Here is a 13,621-nt window from a genome sequence, read left to right on the forward strand (position 1 = left end):
TCGATGGTTTACGGCTATGTTTGATAAATGTCGTACTATCAAAACCCGTATACTGACCCGGCGGCGCGGTAGCATTGGCTGGCGCGCCGCGTTTATCAACCGGAGAGGCGTGATGCGAAAATTTGCCCCGTTGCCAAAAAGCATACTGCTGGTTGAGATCCTCGGGATAGGGCTGTTAACCCTCGCCTGGCTCTCGCTTAACCAGTATGTCCAGCTGCCTGCGCCCATTGCCAGCCCGACCGCGGCGCTGGTGATGCTCTTTGCCGGGATCGTGCTGATGATCCCCGCCGCCATCGTCGTGATGTGGCGGATGGCGCAGATCGTGGCCCCGCAGTTAACCCACTCTCCTGAGCCTGAATCCTTGTCTGACAGAGAAAAACGAAATGACGCCGACCATTGAGCTGCTGCGCAGCCACCGTTCTATCCGCCACTTCACCGATGCGCCCGTGAGCGACGAACAGCGCGCGGCGATTATCGCCAGCGCGCAAGCGGCATCTACCTCGAGTTTTTTACAGTGCACCTCCATCATCCGTATTACCGACCCGGCCCTGCGTGAACGTCTGGTCCCGCTGACCGGCGGCCAGCAGCACGTCGCTCAGGCGGCGGAGTTTTGGGTCTTCTGCGCCGACTTTAACCGCCACCTGCAGATCTGCCCGCAGGCGGAGCTGGGGCTGGCGGAACAGCTGCTGATCGGCGTTGTCGATACGGCGCTGCTGGCGCAAAACGCGCTGACCGCCGCCGAGTCCCTCGGGCTGGGTGGCGTCTATATCGGCGGGTTGCGCAACAGCATCGAGGCGGTGACCGAGCTGCTGGAGCTGCCGCAGCACGTCCTGCCGCTGTTCGGTCTTTGCCTTGGCTGGCCGGCGGATAATCCGGACATCAAGCCGCGGATGCCGGCCGCCATGCTGGTGCATGAGAACCGCTATCAGCCGCTGGATAACGCGCTGCTGGCGGAGTATGACGAACAGCTGGCGCACTATTATCTGTCGCGCGGCAGCAACGCCCGCCGCGATACCTGGAGCGATCATATCCGTCGCACTATCGTGAAAGAGAGTCGTCCGTTTATTCTCGACTATCTGCATAAGCAGGGGTGGGCAACGCGCTGATTACGTGTACACTGCTGCTCCGGCCAGGCGGTATCCGACGCTGGCGGCAGGAAAGGTGGAAGTGTGTTCGATAGCTGAGGCCCGCCAGTGCGGGTCTTTTTGCAGAGGTGCAGGATGAAAATTGCCATATTATCCCGGGATGGAACGCTTTATTCATGTCGACGCCTGCGCGAAGCGGCGCAACAGCGCGGGCATCAGGTCGAGATCCTCGATCCGCTTTCCTGTTATATGAACGTCAGCCCGGTGGCCTCTTCGATCCACTATAAAGGGCGCCAGCTGCCGCACTTTGATGCGGTGATCCCGCGCATTGGCTCGGCGATTACCTACTATGGCACCGCGGCCCTGCGTCAGTTTGAGCTCCTGGGAAGCTATCCGCTGAACGAATCGGTCGCCATCACCCGCGCTCGCGATAAGCTGCGCTCGCTGCAGCTGCTGGCGCGCCAGGGCATCGATCTGCCGCTGACCGGCATCGCTCATTCCCCCGATGACACCAGCGATCTGATCGCCATGGTCGGCGGCGCGCCGCTGGTGGTGAAGCTGGTGGAGGGCACCCAGGGGATCGGCGTGGTGCTGGCGGAGACCCGCCAGGCGGCGGAGAGCGTGATCGACGCCTTTCGCGGGCTGAACGCCCACATCCTGGTGCAGGAGTACATTGCCGAGGCGAAAGGCTGCGATATTCGCTGCCTGGTGGTCGGCAATGAGGTGGTGGCGGCGATCGAACGGCGGGCGAAAGAGGGCGATTTTCGCTCTAACCTGCACCGTGGCGGCATGGCTACGGTGGCGCAGATTAGCGATGAGGAGCGCGCCATTGCCATCAAGGCGACGCAAACCCTGGGCCTGGACGTCGCCGGTGTCGATATTTTACGCGCCACCCGCGGGCCGCTGGTGATGGAGGTGAATGCCTCGCCCGGACTGGAAGGCGTGGAAACCACCTCCGGCGTGGACATCGCCAGCAGGATGATCGCCTGGATCGAGCGCCAGGCGACACCGGAATTCTGTTTGAAAATAGGCGGCTAACCGCCGGATGCAAGACTGTCATGGTATGCGGCGCTTTTTTTGCGTAAGCTATGGCGTCGTTTTTCCACTGTAAGAGGTCACAGGCACTATGGATTCACTGGTCGTTCCAGGTCTGGATACGCTACGTCGCTGGCTGGATGAGATCGGCATCAGCTTTTTTGAGTGCGATTCCTGTCAGGCATTGCACCTGCCGCATATGCAGAATTTCGACGGTATTTTTGATGCCAAAATTGACCTGGTGGATAACGTGGTGCTCTTTTCCGCCCTGGCGGAGGTGAAGCCGTCTGCTTTGCTGGCGCTGTCGGCGGATCTCTCGGCCATCAACGCCAGTTCGTTAACCGTGAAGGCGTTTATCGACATTCAGGACGATAATTTGCCCAAGCTGGTGGTCTGCCAGTCGCTGTCTATCGGCCCCGGGGTGACGATGGAGCAGTTCGCCTGGTTCTTCCGCCAAAGCGAGGAGCAGATCTCGATGGTGATCCTCGAAGCCGGCGCCAATCAGCTGCTGTACAAAGGCGAAGAAGAAGAGCCGGCTGCAGAAAACGTGCAATACCATTTTCTTCACTAAACCTGCCTAAAATTAGCGCAGCCACTACCGCAGCGGCTGCGTATTACCCGCTTTTATTCTGCATTTAACCTTTCTTTAAAGCATTATTCACCGCCATTCAGGCCGTTTTGGCTTATCACGTAGACCGTTATTGCATAAAAATTTGATAAAAGGCGTTTTTTTACCTGGGCTATAGCCTCTTATTCTGGCTACAGTTATTCTGGCGATGCTTCCAGTCGCGAGCAACCACTCCGGGAGAGATCCGCTCTCCTTTTCTCAGGCAATGAAAAAATATGCATGATTTTTGCATGCGTAGAAATGCGTATATTTGAGCCCGTAAGTTAACGGGCGTTGAGAAGGAAAAGAGATATGACCGCCTTTGGTAAAAAATGGTTAACAGGTCTGGTTACGGGTGCGCTGATGGCCGTCTCTGCCGGTTCGCTCGCCGCCGAACAAAAAACTCTGCATGTCTATAACTGGTCTGATTATATTGCGCCGGACACCGTGGCCAATTTCGAAAAAGAGACCGGGATTAAAGTCGTGTATGACGTTTTTGATTCCAATGAAGTGCTGGAAGGTAAATTAATGGCCGGCAGCACCGGTTTCGATCTGGTGGTGCCATCGGCCAGCTTCCTTGAGCGCCAGCTGGCGGCGGGCGTGTTCCAGCCGCTGGATAAGAGCAAGCTGCCTAACTGGAAGAATCTCGACCCCGAAGTGCTGAAGCTGGTCGCCAAGCATGACCCGGAGAATAAATACGCCATGCCTTACCTGTGGGCGACGACGGGCATTGGCTACAACGTTGATAAAGTGAAAGCCGTCCTCGGCAAAGATGCGCCGGTGGACAGCTGGGATCTGGTGCTGAAGCCGGAGAACCTTGAAAAACTGAAAAGCTGCGGCGTCTCCTTCCTCGACGCGCCGGAAGAGATTTTCGCCACCGTGCTGAACTACCTTGGCAAGGATCCGAACAGCAGCAAAGCGAATGATTACACCGGTCCGGCCACCGATCTGCTGCTGAAGCTGCGGCCGAACATCCGCTACTTCCACTCTTCGCAATATATTAACGACCTCGCCAATGGCGACATCTGCGTGGCGATCGGCTGGGCAGGGGACGTCTGGCAGGCGGCGAACCGCGCGAAAGAGGCGAAGAACGGCGTCAACGTCTCCTACTTTATTCCGAAGGAAGGCGCCCTGGCGTTCTTTGACGTCTTTGCGATGCCGACCGACGCTAAGAATAAAGATGAGGCCTATCAGTTCCTTAACTATCTGATGCGCCCGGATGTGATCGCCAAAATCAGCGACCAGGTGTTCTACGCCAACGGCAACAAGGCCTCTACGCCGCTGGTCAGCGAGACTATCCGTAACAACCCGGCGATTTATCCGCCAGCGGATGTGTTCGCCAAACTGTTCACGCTGAAGGTGCAGGATCCGAAGATCGACCGCGTGCGCACCCGCGCGTGGACCAAAGTGAAGAGCGGTAAATAAACTCTGACGGCCCGGTAAGCGGGCCGTATCAGAACGGCACTCGCCGGGAAATGGCAGCGCGCCCGGCGAGCAGAAGCACCAGGATGGTGCACCTGCACTGTTAAGCACGAAGTATGGCACCGGACCATATGGTGATCGTTTTTTTGCCGGAGAGCACCCGATTGAACGACGTAATGCCCCGCCCACAGGCGAAAGCCCCCAAAGCGCTGACCCCGCTGCTGGAAATCCGTAACTTAACCAAGTCGTTTGATGGCCAGCACGCTGTCGACGATGTCAGTCTCACTATTTATAAAGGCGAAATTTTTGCTCTGCTGGGCGCATCAGGCTGCGGGAAATCGACCCTGCTGCGCATGCTGGCGGGCTTTGAGCAACCGACCGCCGGACAGATTATGCTCGACGGCGTGGATCTGGCGCGCGTACCGCCCTATCAGCGGCCTATCAATATGATGTTCCAGTCCTACGCCCTGTTTCCCCATATGACCGTTGAGCAGAATATCGCTTTCGGTCTGAAGCAGGATCGTCTGCCTAAGGCGGAAATCACCGCCCGGGTGCAGGAGATGCTGGCTCTGGTGCACATGCAGGAGTTCGCTAAACGTAAGCCGCACCAGCTCTCTGGCGGTCAGCGCCAGCGCGTCGCGTTGGCGCGCAGCCTGGCGAAACGACCAAAGCTGCTGCTGCTCGACGAGCCGATGGGGGCGCTGGATAAAAAGCTGCGCGATCGCATGCAGCTGGAGGTGGTGGATATTCTTGAGCGCGTTGGCGTGACCTGCGTGATGGTGACTCACGATCAGGAAGAGGCCATGACCATGGCGGGCCGTATCGCCATCATGAACCGCGGCAAGTTTGTGCAGATTGGCGAACCGGAAGAGATTTACGAGCACCCGACCACCCGCTACAGCGCCGAGTTCATCGGCTCGGTGAACGTCTTTGAAGGGCTGGTGAAAGAGCGTTTGGAAGATGGCCTGGTGCTGCGCTCGCCGGGACTGGTGCATCCGCTGAAGGTCGACCCCGACGCCTCGGTGGTGGACAACGTGCCGGTGTGGGTGGCGCTGCGTCCGGAGAAGATCATGCTGTGCGATGAGCCGCCGGCGGATGGCTACAATTTTGCCGTCGGCGAGGTGATTCATATCGCCTATCTGGGGGATCTCTCCATCTACCATGTGCGCCTGCAAAGCGGGCAGATGATCAGCGCCCAGCTGCAGAATGAGCACCGCCATCGGAAAGGGACGCCCACCTGGGGTGACGAGGTGCGTTTATGCTGGGATGCGGACAGCTGCGTTGTACTGACGGTGTAAGGAGAGGGCGATGAGTACCGTTGAATCCCCGTCAGGGGCGAAAAAACCGGGCGGCTTCGCGCTGTGGGCGGCGCGCCTGCAGATGGCGCATGGCCGCAAGCTGGTGATCGCGCTGCCCTATCTGTGGCTGATCCTGTTGTTTATGCTGCCGTTCCTGATCGTGTTCAAGATAAGTCTTGCCGAGATGGCGCGGGCGATCCCTCCCTACACCGATCTGATGGAGTGGGCGGATGGTCAGCTGACGCTGACCCTTAACTTTGCCAACTTCCTGCAGCTGACCGACGATCCGCTCTATTTTGAGGCTTATCTGCAGTCGCTGCAGGTGGCGGGCATCTCGACGCTCTGCTGCCTGCTGCTGGGCTATCCGCTGGCCTGGGCGGTGGCGCACAGCAAGCCGTCGACGCGCAATATTCTGCTGTTGCTGGTGATCCTCCCGTCGTGGACGTCGTTTTTGATCCGCGTCTATGCCTGGATGGGACTGCTGAAAAGCAACGGGGTGTTGAATAACTTCCTGCTGTGGCTAGGGGTTATCGATCAGCCGCTGGAGATCCTGCACACCAACCTGGCGGTATATATCGGTATCGTCTATGCCTATCTGCCGTTTATGGTGCTGCCTATCTACACCGCGCTGACCCGCATCGACTATTCGCTGGTGGAGGCCTCGCTGGATCTCGGCGCCCGGCCGCTGAAGACCTTCTTTCAGGTGATCGTTCCGCTCACCAAAGGGGGGATTATCGCTGGCTCCATGCTGGTGTTTATCCCGGCGGTGGGGGAGTTCGTGATCCCGGAGCTGCTGGGCGGGCCGGACAGCATTATGATTGGCCGCGTGCTGTGGCAGGAGTTCTTTAACAACCGTGACTGGCCGGTGGCTTCGGCGGTGGCGATTGTCATGCTGCTGCTGCTGATCGTGCCGATCATGTGGTTCCATAAGCACCAGCAAAAACAGATGGGAGAGCAGGGATGAACGACTTGCCGGTAGTACGCTCGCCGTGGCGCATTCTGATCCTCGTGCTCGGGTTCACCTTCCTCTATGCCCCGATGCTGATGCTGGTGATCTACTCCTTCAATAGCTCAAAGCTGGTGACGGTCTGGGCCGGGTGGTCAACGCGCTGGTATAGCGAGCTGTTCCACGATGACGCGATGATGAGCGCGGTGGGGCTCAGCCTGACTATCGCCGCCTGCGCGGCGACGGCGGCGGCGATCCTTGGCACCATCGCCGCGGTGGTGATGGTGCGCTTTGGACGTTTTCGCGGCTCCAACGGCTTCGCGTTTATGATCACCGCGCCGCTGGTCATGCCGGACGTGATCACCGGGCTCTCGCTGCTGCTGCTGTTCGTGGCGCTGGGACATGCCATCGGCTGGCCTTCGGATCGCGGGATGCTGACCATCTGGCTGGCGCACGTCACCTTCTGTACCGCCTACGTGGCGGTGGTGATCTCCTCGCGCCTGCGTGAGCTGGACCACTCGATCGAAGAGGCGGCGATGGATCTGGGCGCCGCGCCGCTGAAGGTCTTCTTCGTCATCACGCTGCCGATGATTATGCCAGCGGTGATCTCCGGCTGGCTGCTGGCCTTCACGCTGTCGCTGGATGACCTGGTGATCGCCAGCTTTGTCTCCGGTCCCGGGGCCACGACCTTGCCGATGCTGGTTTTCTCCAGCGTGCGCATGGGGGTCAACCCGGAGATTAACGCCCTGGCGACGCTCATCCTCGGCGTGGTCGGCGTTGTTGGTTTTATCGCCTGGTATTTGATGGCCCGCGCAGAAAAGCAGCGAGTGCGCGATATCCAGCGTGCAAGACAAGGCTGAACCACCTAAAATCGATACAGCAGCCTCCGGTCGGCGCCACTCTGTGGCGCCGTTTTCATGGAAGACATTACGTTGGGATTGTTTACGAAAACTCGCTCATCGCATGCCCGCCTTAACGTCCCTGCGCTGGTGCAGGTGGCGGCCTTTGCGATTATTTTGATTCGCGGTCTGGATCTGCTGATGATCCTCAATCTGTTGGGCCTGCAGGGGCTGAACGAATTCATACACCGTAGCGTCCAGACCTGGAACCTGACGCTGGTCTTCCTCGGCAGCCTGGCGCTGGTGTTTATCGAAATCTGGTGCGCCTTCTCGCTGGTGAAAGGGCGCAACTGGGCGCGCTGGGTTTATCTGCTGACGCAGATGATAGCCGCCGGCTACCTGTGGGCGGCGTCGCTGGGCTACGGGTATCCGGAGCTGTTCAGTATTCCCGGCGAATCCAAACGGGAGATCTTCCACTCGCTGGTGATGCAAAAACTGCCGGATCTACTGGTCCTGACGCTGCTGTTTGTGCCAGCGACCTGCCGTCGGTTTTTCCGCCTGCAATAACGGTGATACAATCCCCGCCCCTGGAATTTTGAAGGTCAATTATGCATTGCGCACTCTACGACGCCGGCCGCTGCCGTTCCTGTCAATGGCTGGAACGGTCGGTTCCGCAACAGCTCGCCGATAAAATGGCCGACCTGCGCACGCTGCTGGCGGCAATCCCCGTCGCCGACTGGGGCGAGCCGGTCAGCGGGCCGGAGGCGGCTTTCCGTAACAAGGCCAAAATGGTGGTCAGCGGCAGCGTGGAGCGTCCGCTGCTGGGGATGCTGCACCGCGATGGCACCCCGGTGGACCTCACCGACTGCCCGCTCTATCCCGCCGAGTTTGCGCCGGTGTTTGCCGGCCTGAAGCCCTTTATCGCCCGCGCCGGGTTAACTCCCTACAACGTCGCGCGCAAGCGCGGGGAGCTGAAATATCTGCTGCTGACCGCCAGCCAGCAGGGGGAGATGATGCTGCGCTTTGTGCTGCGCTCAGAGGCCAAGGTGGCCCAGCTGCGCGCCGCGCTGCTCTGGCTGCAGGCACAGCTCCCGCAGCTCAAGGTGATCACGGCGAATATCCAGCCGGTGCATATGGCAATCATGGAAGGCGAGCAGGAGATCTTCTTCACCGAACAGCAGGCGCTGGGCGAGGTCTTTAATGAGGTGCCGCTGTGGATACGTCCGCAAAGCTTCTTTCAGACTAACCCGACGGTAGCCAGCCGGCTGTACGCCACCGCCCGCGACTGGGTGCGCGCGCTGCCGGTCCAGCATATGTGGGATCTGTTTTGCGGCGTCGGCGGTTTTGGCCTGCACTGCGCGACGCCGGCGATGCGCCTGACCGGGATAGAGATAGCCCCGGAAGCGATCGCCTGCGCCAGGCAGTCTGCCGCGCAGCTGGGGCTCGGCAATCTGCATTTTCAGGCGCTGGACTCCACGCGGTTCGCCACGCATGAAGCGGATATCCCGCAGCTGGTGCTGGTCAACCCGCCGCGACGCGGCATTGGCGCTGAACTGTGCGACTATTTAAGCCGCATGGCGCCGCCCTACATTATCTATTCCAGCTGTAACGCCCGCACCATGGCGACCGACATTGCCCGTCTTAGCGGCTATCGCGTCGAGCGGGTCCAGCTGTTTGATATGTTCCCTCATACCGCCCACTACGAAGTGCTGACCCTGCTGGTCCGCGAAGTTTAAACAAAATGTGAAGGCTTTGCGCCGCCGAAATCGGGTAAGCTTGACGCAGCATGTTTTGTTATTGGTGGGGGGAATCTAATGGCCAAAACCATTCTGCTGGTGGAAGATGATGAGGATATAGCCACGCTGCTGCGGCTCAATCTGCAGGATGAGGGCTATCAGATTGTGCATGAGGCCGATGGCGGCCAGGCCCTCGCCCGACTGGAAACGCGGGTCTGGGATGCGGTGATCCTCGATTTGATGCTGCCCGGCGTCGATGGCCTGGAGATCTGCCGGCGCATCCGCCAGATGACCCGCTATCTGCCGGTGATCATCATCAGCGCTCGCACCAGCGAAATGCACCGTGTGCTGGGCCTGGAGATGGGCGCCGACGACTATCTGGCGAAACCCTTTTCGTTACTGGAACTTATCGCCCGCGTTAAAGCGCTGTTTCGTCGCCAGGAGGCGATGGGGCAGAACCTGCTGATGGACGCCGGGCGGCTGTCCTGCCATGGTCTGAGCATCGATCCGCTGTCCCGCGAAGTGAGGCTGCACGGCGAGATGGTGGACCTCACGCCGCGCGAATTCGAGCTGCTGTATTACTTTGCCCGCCATCCCGGGGAGGTGTTTTCCCGGCTGGCGCTGCTGGAGCAGGTTTGGGGATATCAGCATGAGGGCTATGAGCACACGGTCAATACCCATATCAACCGCCTGCGCAGCAAAATCGAACGTGACCCGGCCGAGCCGGACATCATTCTGACCGTCTGGGGAAAAGGCTATAAGTTCGCCCCGGTGACCCAGGAGGCCGCCCCGTGATCCGCCGACTGAGCCTCAGCCAGCGGCTGGCGCTGGTGGTGGTCTCCCTGCTGATGCTGTGCGCGGCGGCGGTGTGCGCCGTTCAGTTACACAGCAGCGCGCAGTATGGCAACGCCATGGTGCAGCGCCTCTCCGCCGGGCTGGCTCAGCAAATTGTGGCCCGCGAACCGCTGCTGGACGCCCACGGCGAGGTCAACCGGCAAATCCTGAAGTCGCTGTTTGACCGCCTGATGACCTTTAATCCCAGCGTGGAGCTCTATCTGCTGTCGCCGGATGGCGACCTGCTGGCCGATGCGGCGCCGCCGGGCCATATCCAGCGCCAGCGGATCGACATGGCGCCGGTACAGGTTTTTCTCACCGGCAGTACGTCGCCGGTGTATGGCGACGATCCCCGCAGCCTCGACGGGCGAAAAGTCTTCAGCGCCGCCCCGCTGCGCGTCGACGGCCAGCTGCGCGGCTACCTGTATATCATTTTGCAGGGGGAGACCTTTAATCAGCTGGCGGCCGACGCCTGGCAAAAAACGCTGTGGAGCATTGTTCTGTGGACCCTGCTGCTGGTGGCCCTGTTTGGTCTGCTGGCGGGAGGCCTGGCATGGTTCTGGGTTACCCGACCTGTCCGCCAGCTCACCGCCCAGGTGGCGGCGAACGATCGGGACAGCATCAGCGCCATCAAAACCCTGGCGGCCCGCACGCCGGAGCCACAGCCCGGTAACGAGGTAGCGGTTCTTGAGAACCGCTTTATTGACCTTGCCCGGCAGATAGCCGGTCAGTGGGATCGGCTGGCCGACAGCGACCGCCAGCGCCGCGAATTTGTGGCCAATATTTCCCACGATTTGCGCACACCGCTGACTTCGCTGCTGGGGTATCTGGAAACGCTGACCCTGAAGGACGAAAGGCTGACCGCCGAGGAGCGCAGGCAGTATCTCACCATCGCCCTGCGCCAGGGCAACAAGGTGCGCCATCTTTCACAGCAGCTGTTTGAGCTGGCGCGACTGGAGCACGGGAGCATTAAGCCGCAGCGCGAGCGTTTCGCGATGGCGGAGCTGATTTCCGACGTGGCGCAGAAGTTTGAACTCACCGCCCGCACGCGCGAGGTGAACCTGCAAATTGATGTGCCGGGGCCGTTGCCGCTGATCAACGCCGATGTGTCGATGATTGAGAGGGTGGTGACCAACCTGCTCGATAACGCGATGCGGCATACTCCCGTCGGCGGGGAGATCCGTCTGGCGGTCTGGCAGGAGAATCAACAGCTCCAGGTTGAAGTGGCAGACAACGGAACGGGCGTCGATGCCGCGCTGCGCGATGATCTGTTCCAGCGGCCGTCGGCGTTGTCTACCCAGGCGTCGCGGGAGGATCGCGGTGGGTTAGGGCTGCTGATTGTGAAACGGATGCTGGAGCTGCACGGGGGCGGGATCCGGCTGGTGGAATCGGTAAGCGGGGCGCGGTTCAGGTTCTTCGTGCCACTTTGAGAAATTGCCGGGTGGCGGCTACGCCTTACCCGGCTACGGGGACGGAGCAGGCCGGGTAAGCGCAGCGCCCCCCCGGCAAAAAAGTTACTCCGGGAACCACTGGTTGCTGATTTTCTGGTAGGTACCGTCGGCTTTAATCGCCTTCAGCGCGGCGTTCAGTTTCTCCAGCAGCGCCTTGTTATCCGGGCGCACGGCAATCCCAAGGCCGGTGCCAAAGTATTGCGGATCGGTTACTTTCGGCGTGGCTGCCCCCAGCTGCGGGTTGGTTTTCAGCCACTCGTTGACCACCGCCGTGTCGCCGAACACGCCGTCGATACGGCCATTTTTCAGGTCGATAATCGCGTTCTGGTAGCTGTCATAGGCGACGGTCTTCACCTCAGGATGTTTATCCTGCAGATATTTCTGGTGGGTGGTGCCGTTTTCCATGCCGATCCGTTTGCCTTTCAAATCATCGAACGAGTGGAACGCGTCTTTTTTGGCGATCACCAGCGCGGAGTTGGCGTAGTACGGGTCGGTGAAGGCCACCTGCTTGCTGCGTTCTGGCGTAATATCCATTCCGGAAATCACCGCGTCATACTTCTTAAACTTCAGCGCCGGGATCAGGCTGTCAAACGCGTGGTTGGTAAAGGTGCAGTCTGCCTGCATTTGTTTGCACAGCGCATGGGCCAGATCGATATCAAAGCCGACAATCTGGTTATTCGCGTCCATCGATTCAAACGGCGGATAGGTCGCGGACACGCCGAAGCTGATTTTCTCCGCGGCGGCGGCGCCGAAGGTGAACGTGGTGAGCAGTGCAGCCAGAACTAACTTTTTCATCGTGGAACTCCCGTCTGTCAATCTTATGATTATTCGCCGTGTCTGCGGCATAGGGTGACAATGCCATTAAATGAATTTGTATTCAATAAAAATGATTAACTATTTTATTTGATATAAAAAAAGACGGACAGGTATTAGACTTGTCCGTCTTGTTGTTCGCTTATTATGCAAATACGCCAGGCGCTAGTTACGTCGTTCGAAAGCTAGCGCTTTGCGCTCCACCAGGCGCATCAACAGGGTCAGCAACCCGTTGACGATGAGATAAATAATCCCGGCGGCGCCGAACACCATCACGTCGTAGGTCCGTCCGTACAGCAGCTGGCCGTGACCCATCACTTCCATCAGGGTGATGGTGTAGGCCAGAGAGGTACTTTTGAACACCAGCACCACTTCGTTGGAGTAGGACGACAGCGCGCGTTTAAAGGCGTACGGCAGCAGGATCGCCAGGGTATCCTTTTTACTCATCCCCAGCGCGCTGCACGACTGCCATTGCCCGTCGGGGATCGCCCGGATGGCGCCGTAAAACAGCTGGGTGGTATAGGCGGCGCTGTTAAGCGACAGGGCGATCAGGGCGCACAGCCACGGCTCGGAGATAAGATGCCACAGCCATGGATATTCCTGCAGCGAAGGAAACTGCCCGGGGCCATAGTAGATCAGGAAGATCTGCACCAGCAGTGGCGTACCGGTAAACAGGGTGATGTAGCCGCGCACTATCCACACCAGCCCCGGCGTCTTCAGCGTCAGGATAATGGTAAAGATCAGCGACAGGATCAGCGCCACGATAATCGACGCCACGGTCAGCGTCAGGCTGGTATGCAGGCCTTTCAGCAGTTCGGGTAAGTAGTCGAGCATCAGCCTGGTCTCCGTTCGAAGCGCGTCGCACGCTGGTCAATCCGCTTAAGGATGTATTGACTCAACAGGGTGATGACGAGATAGATTGCTGCGGCAATGATATACCAGTTAAAGGGCTCCTGAGTGCGGGTGGCGATGCTTTTGGTCTGCAGCATCAGATCGTTGACGCTGATCAGGCTCACCAGCGCGGTGTCCTTCAGCAGCACCAGCCACTGGTTGCCGAGACCGGGCAGGGCATGGCGCCACATCTGCGGCATCACCAGGCGGAAGAAAATGGCCGCTTTCGACAGCCCCAGCGCCTGGCCGGACTCCCACTGACCCTGCGGAACGGCTTTCAGCGCGCCGCGCAGCGTTTGCGAGGCGTAGGCGGCATACAGCAGCGACAGGGCGATCGCCCCGCAGAGGAACGGACTGACGTCAAAGTTCTCAATCTGCATCTGCACCGGGATCTGCGTGAACCCGAGCGGGATGGTGAAACCGTCAGAGAGCGTCAGCAGCAGCTGGGACGAGCCGAAATAGATAAACAGCACCACCAGAATTTCCGGTAGGCCGCGCAGAATGGTCACAATGCCGGTTGCAAGCCAGGCTACCGGGCGCCATTTCACTGACTCCAGTACCGCGAAGAGCATCGCCAGGACGAGGCCGATGGCGAGCGCGCAAACGGCAAGGCCGACGGTCATCCCGGCGGCGCTTGCTAATGGAAAAATTTCGTTCATTCAGT

General features: G+C 59.5%; 15 protein-coding genes. 12 read left to right on the plus strand and 3 right to left on the minus strand.

Annotated elements, in window-relative coordinates; genetic code table 11:
- Window positions 1–112: 112 nt before the first annotated feature.
- The 12 genes from ACLH1U_RS15230 (at window position 113) to ACLH1U_RS15285 (ending at window position 11,232) form a co-directional block, all read left to right on the plus strand.
- Complete coding sequence (locus ACLH1U_RS15230; protein WP_032455259.1) at window positions 113–400, plus strand: YbjC family protein; 288 nt, start codon at window positions 113–115, stop codon at window positions 398–400.
- Window positions 384–1,106, plus strand: coding sequence for a nitroreductase NfsA (gene nfsA, locus ACLH1U_RS15235; protein ID WP_032455244.1), 723 nt, complete (start codon window positions 384–386; stop codon window positions 1,104–1,106). Before ACLH1U_RS15230 ends, nfsA begins: the two co-directional genes overlap by 17 nt.
- A gap of 114 nt (window positions 1,107–1,220) precedes the next feature.
- On the plus strand, window positions 1,221–2,123 hold the full coding sequence (gene rimK / locus ACLH1U_RS15240) for a 30S ribosomal protein S6--L-glutamate ligase (protein ID WP_023288981.1): 903 nt from the start codon (window positions 1,221–1,223) through the stop codon (window positions 2,121–2,123).
- 88 nt (window positions 2,124–2,211) lie between these two features.
- Window positions 2,212–2,691: a YbjN domain-containing protein gene (locus ACLH1U_RS15245; RefSeq protein WP_002896365.1), complete on the plus strand. Its 480-nt coding sequence runs from the start codon at window positions 2,212–2,214 to the stop codon at window positions 2,689–2,691.
- Window positions 2,692–3,039: 348 nt separating this feature from the next.
- Window positions 3,040–4,152: a spermidine/putrescine ABC transporter substrate-binding protein PotF gene (gene potF, locus ACLH1U_RS15250; protein WP_085550636.1), complete on the plus strand. Its 1,113-nt coding sequence runs from the start codon at window positions 3,040–3,042 to the stop codon at window positions 4,150–4,152.
- A gap of 161 nt (window positions 4,153–4,313) precedes the next feature.
- On the plus strand, window positions 4,314–5,447 hold the full coding sequence (potG, locus tag ACLH1U_RS15255; RefSeq protein ID WP_044521950.1) for a putrescine ABC transporter ATP-binding subunit PotG: 1,134 nt from the start codon (window positions 4,314–4,316) through the stop codon (window positions 5,445–5,447).
- A gap of 10 nt (window positions 5,448–5,457) precedes the next feature.
- Window positions 5,458–6,411 carry a putrescine ABC transporter permease PotH gene (potH, locus tag ACLH1U_RS15260; RefSeq protein WP_004201331.1) on the plus strand — a complete coding sequence of 318 codons (954 nt, stop codon included), beginning with the start codon at window positions 5,458–5,460 and terminating at the stop codon, window positions 6,409–6,411.
- Window positions 6,408–7,253 (plus strand): putrescine ABC transporter permease PotI, encoded by an 846-nt coding sequence (potI, locus tag ACLH1U_RS15265; RefSeq protein ID WP_023288984.1) that lies wholly within the window; start codon window positions 6,408–6,410, stop codon window positions 7,251–7,253. Before potH ends, potI begins: the two co-directional genes overlap by 4 nt.
- Window positions 7,254–7,310: 57 nt before the next feature.
- A complete protein-coding gene (locus tag ACLH1U_RS15270) occupies window positions 7,311–7,799 on the plus strand; it encodes a YbjO family protein (RefSeq protein WP_023288985.1) in 489 nt (162 codons plus the stop codon).
- Between the two features lie 41 nt (window positions 7,800–7,840).
- Window positions 7,841–8,968, plus strand: a complete 1,128-nt coding sequence (gene rlmC, locus ACLH1U_RS15275; RefSeq protein WP_411299329.1) for a 23S rRNA (uracil(747)-C(5))-methyltransferase RlmC — start codon at window positions 7,841–7,843, stop codon at window positions 8,966–8,968.
- Between the two features lie 78 nt (window positions 8,969–9,046).
- Window positions 9,047–9,763, plus strand: coding sequence for a response regulator transcription factor (locus ACLH1U_RS15280; protein WP_335893743.1), 717 nt, complete (start codon window positions 9,047–9,049; stop codon window positions 9,761–9,763).
- Window positions 9,760–11,232 (plus strand): sensor histidine kinase, encoded by a 1,473-nt coding sequence (locus ACLH1U_RS15285; RefSeq protein ID WP_411299330.1) that lies wholly within the window; start codon window positions 9,760–9,762, stop codon window positions 11,230–11,232. Before ACLH1U_RS15280 ends, ACLH1U_RS15285 begins: the two co-directional genes overlap by 4 nt.
- Window positions 11,233–11,316: 84 nt before the next feature.
- On the opposite strand, the gene artJ is transcribed toward ACLH1U_RS15285, so the two are convergent.
- The 3 genes from artJ to artQ all read right to left on the minus strand — a co-directional run bounded on the left by artJ (window position 11,317) and on the right by artQ (window position 13,616).
- The gene (gene artJ, locus ACLH1U_RS15290; RefSeq protein ID WP_032455247.1) at window positions 11,317–12,048 is read right to left on the minus strand and encodes an arginine ABC transporter substrate-binding protein ArtJ; all 732 of its coding nucleotides are present in this window, start codon (window positions 12,046–12,048) and stop codon (window positions 11,317–11,319) included.
- A 183-nt stretch (window positions 12,049–12,231) separates the two neighbouring features.
- Window positions 12,232–12,900 (minus strand): arginine ABC transporter permease ArtM, encoded by a 669-nt coding sequence (gene artM / locus ACLH1U_RS15295; RefSeq protein WP_004201338.1) that lies wholly within the window; start codon window positions 12,898–12,900, stop codon window positions 12,232–12,234.
- Window positions 12,900–13,616: an arginine ABC transporter permease ArtQ gene (gene artQ / locus ACLH1U_RS15300; RefSeq protein WP_023288989.1), complete on the minus strand. Its 717-nt coding sequence runs from the start codon at window positions 13,614–13,616 to the stop codon at window positions 12,900–12,902. The genes artM and artQ overlap by 1 nt, the downstream gene beginning before the upstream one ends.
- Window positions 13,617–13,621: the final 5 nt, after the last annotated feature.

This window comes from Klebsiella sp. 1SOBk5mer, from assembly GCF_046603115.1.
GTDB lineage: Bacteria > Pseudomonadota > Gammaproteobacteria > Enterobacterales > Enterobacteriaceae > Klebsiella > Klebsiella quasipneumoniae.

Bases quoted from the DNA above. Each gene is read 5' to 3' on its own strand.
- ACLH1U_RS15230 (WP_032455259.1), top strand. From the start codon at position 113: ATGCGAAAATTTGCCCCGTTGCCAAAAAGCATACTGCTGGTTGAGATC.
- nfsA (WP_032455244.1), top strand. From the start codon at position 384: ATGACGCCGACCATTGAGCTGCTGCGCAGCCACCGTTCTATCCGCCAC.
- rimK (WP_023288981.1), top strand. From the start codon at position 1,221: ATGAAAATTGCCATATTATCCCGGGATGGAACGCTTTATTCATGTCGA.
- ACLH1U_RS15245 (WP_002896365.1), top strand. From the start codon at position 2,212: ATGGATTCACTGGTCGTTCCAGGTCTGGATACGCTACGTCGCTGGCTG.
- potF (WP_085550636.1), top strand. From the start codon at position 3,040: ATGACCGCCTTTGGTAAAAAATGGTTAACAGGTCTGGTTACGGGTGCG.
- potH (WP_004201331.1), top strand. From the start codon at position 5,458: ATGAGTACCGTTGAATCCCCGTCAGGGGCGAAAAAACCGGGCGGCTTC.
- potI (WP_023288984.1), top strand. From the start codon at position 6,408: ATGAACGACTTGCCGGTAGTACGCTCGCCGTGGCGCATTCTGATCCTC.
- ACLH1U_RS15270 (WP_023288985.1), top strand. From the start codon at position 7,311: ATGGAAGACATTACGTTGGGATTGTTTACGAAAACTCGCTCATCGCAT.
- rlmC (WP_411299329.1), top strand. From the start codon at position 7,841: ATGCATTGCGCACTCTACGACGCCGGCCGCTGCCGTTCCTGTCAATGG.
- ACLH1U_RS15280 (WP_335893743.1), top strand. From the start codon at position 9,047: ATGGCCAAAACCATTCTGCTGGTGGAAGATGATGAGGATATAGCCACG.
- artJ (WP_032455247.1), bottom strand. From the start codon at position 12,048: ATGAAAAAGTTAGTTCTGGCTGCACTGCTCACCACGTTCACCTTCGGC.
- artM (WP_004201338.1), bottom strand. From the start codon at position 12,900: ATGCTCGACTACTTACCCGAACTGCTGAAAGGCCTGCATACCAGCCTG.
- artQ (WP_023288989.1), bottom strand. From the start codon at position 13,616: ATGAACGAAATTTTTCCATTAGCAAGCGCCGCCGGGATGACCGTCGGC.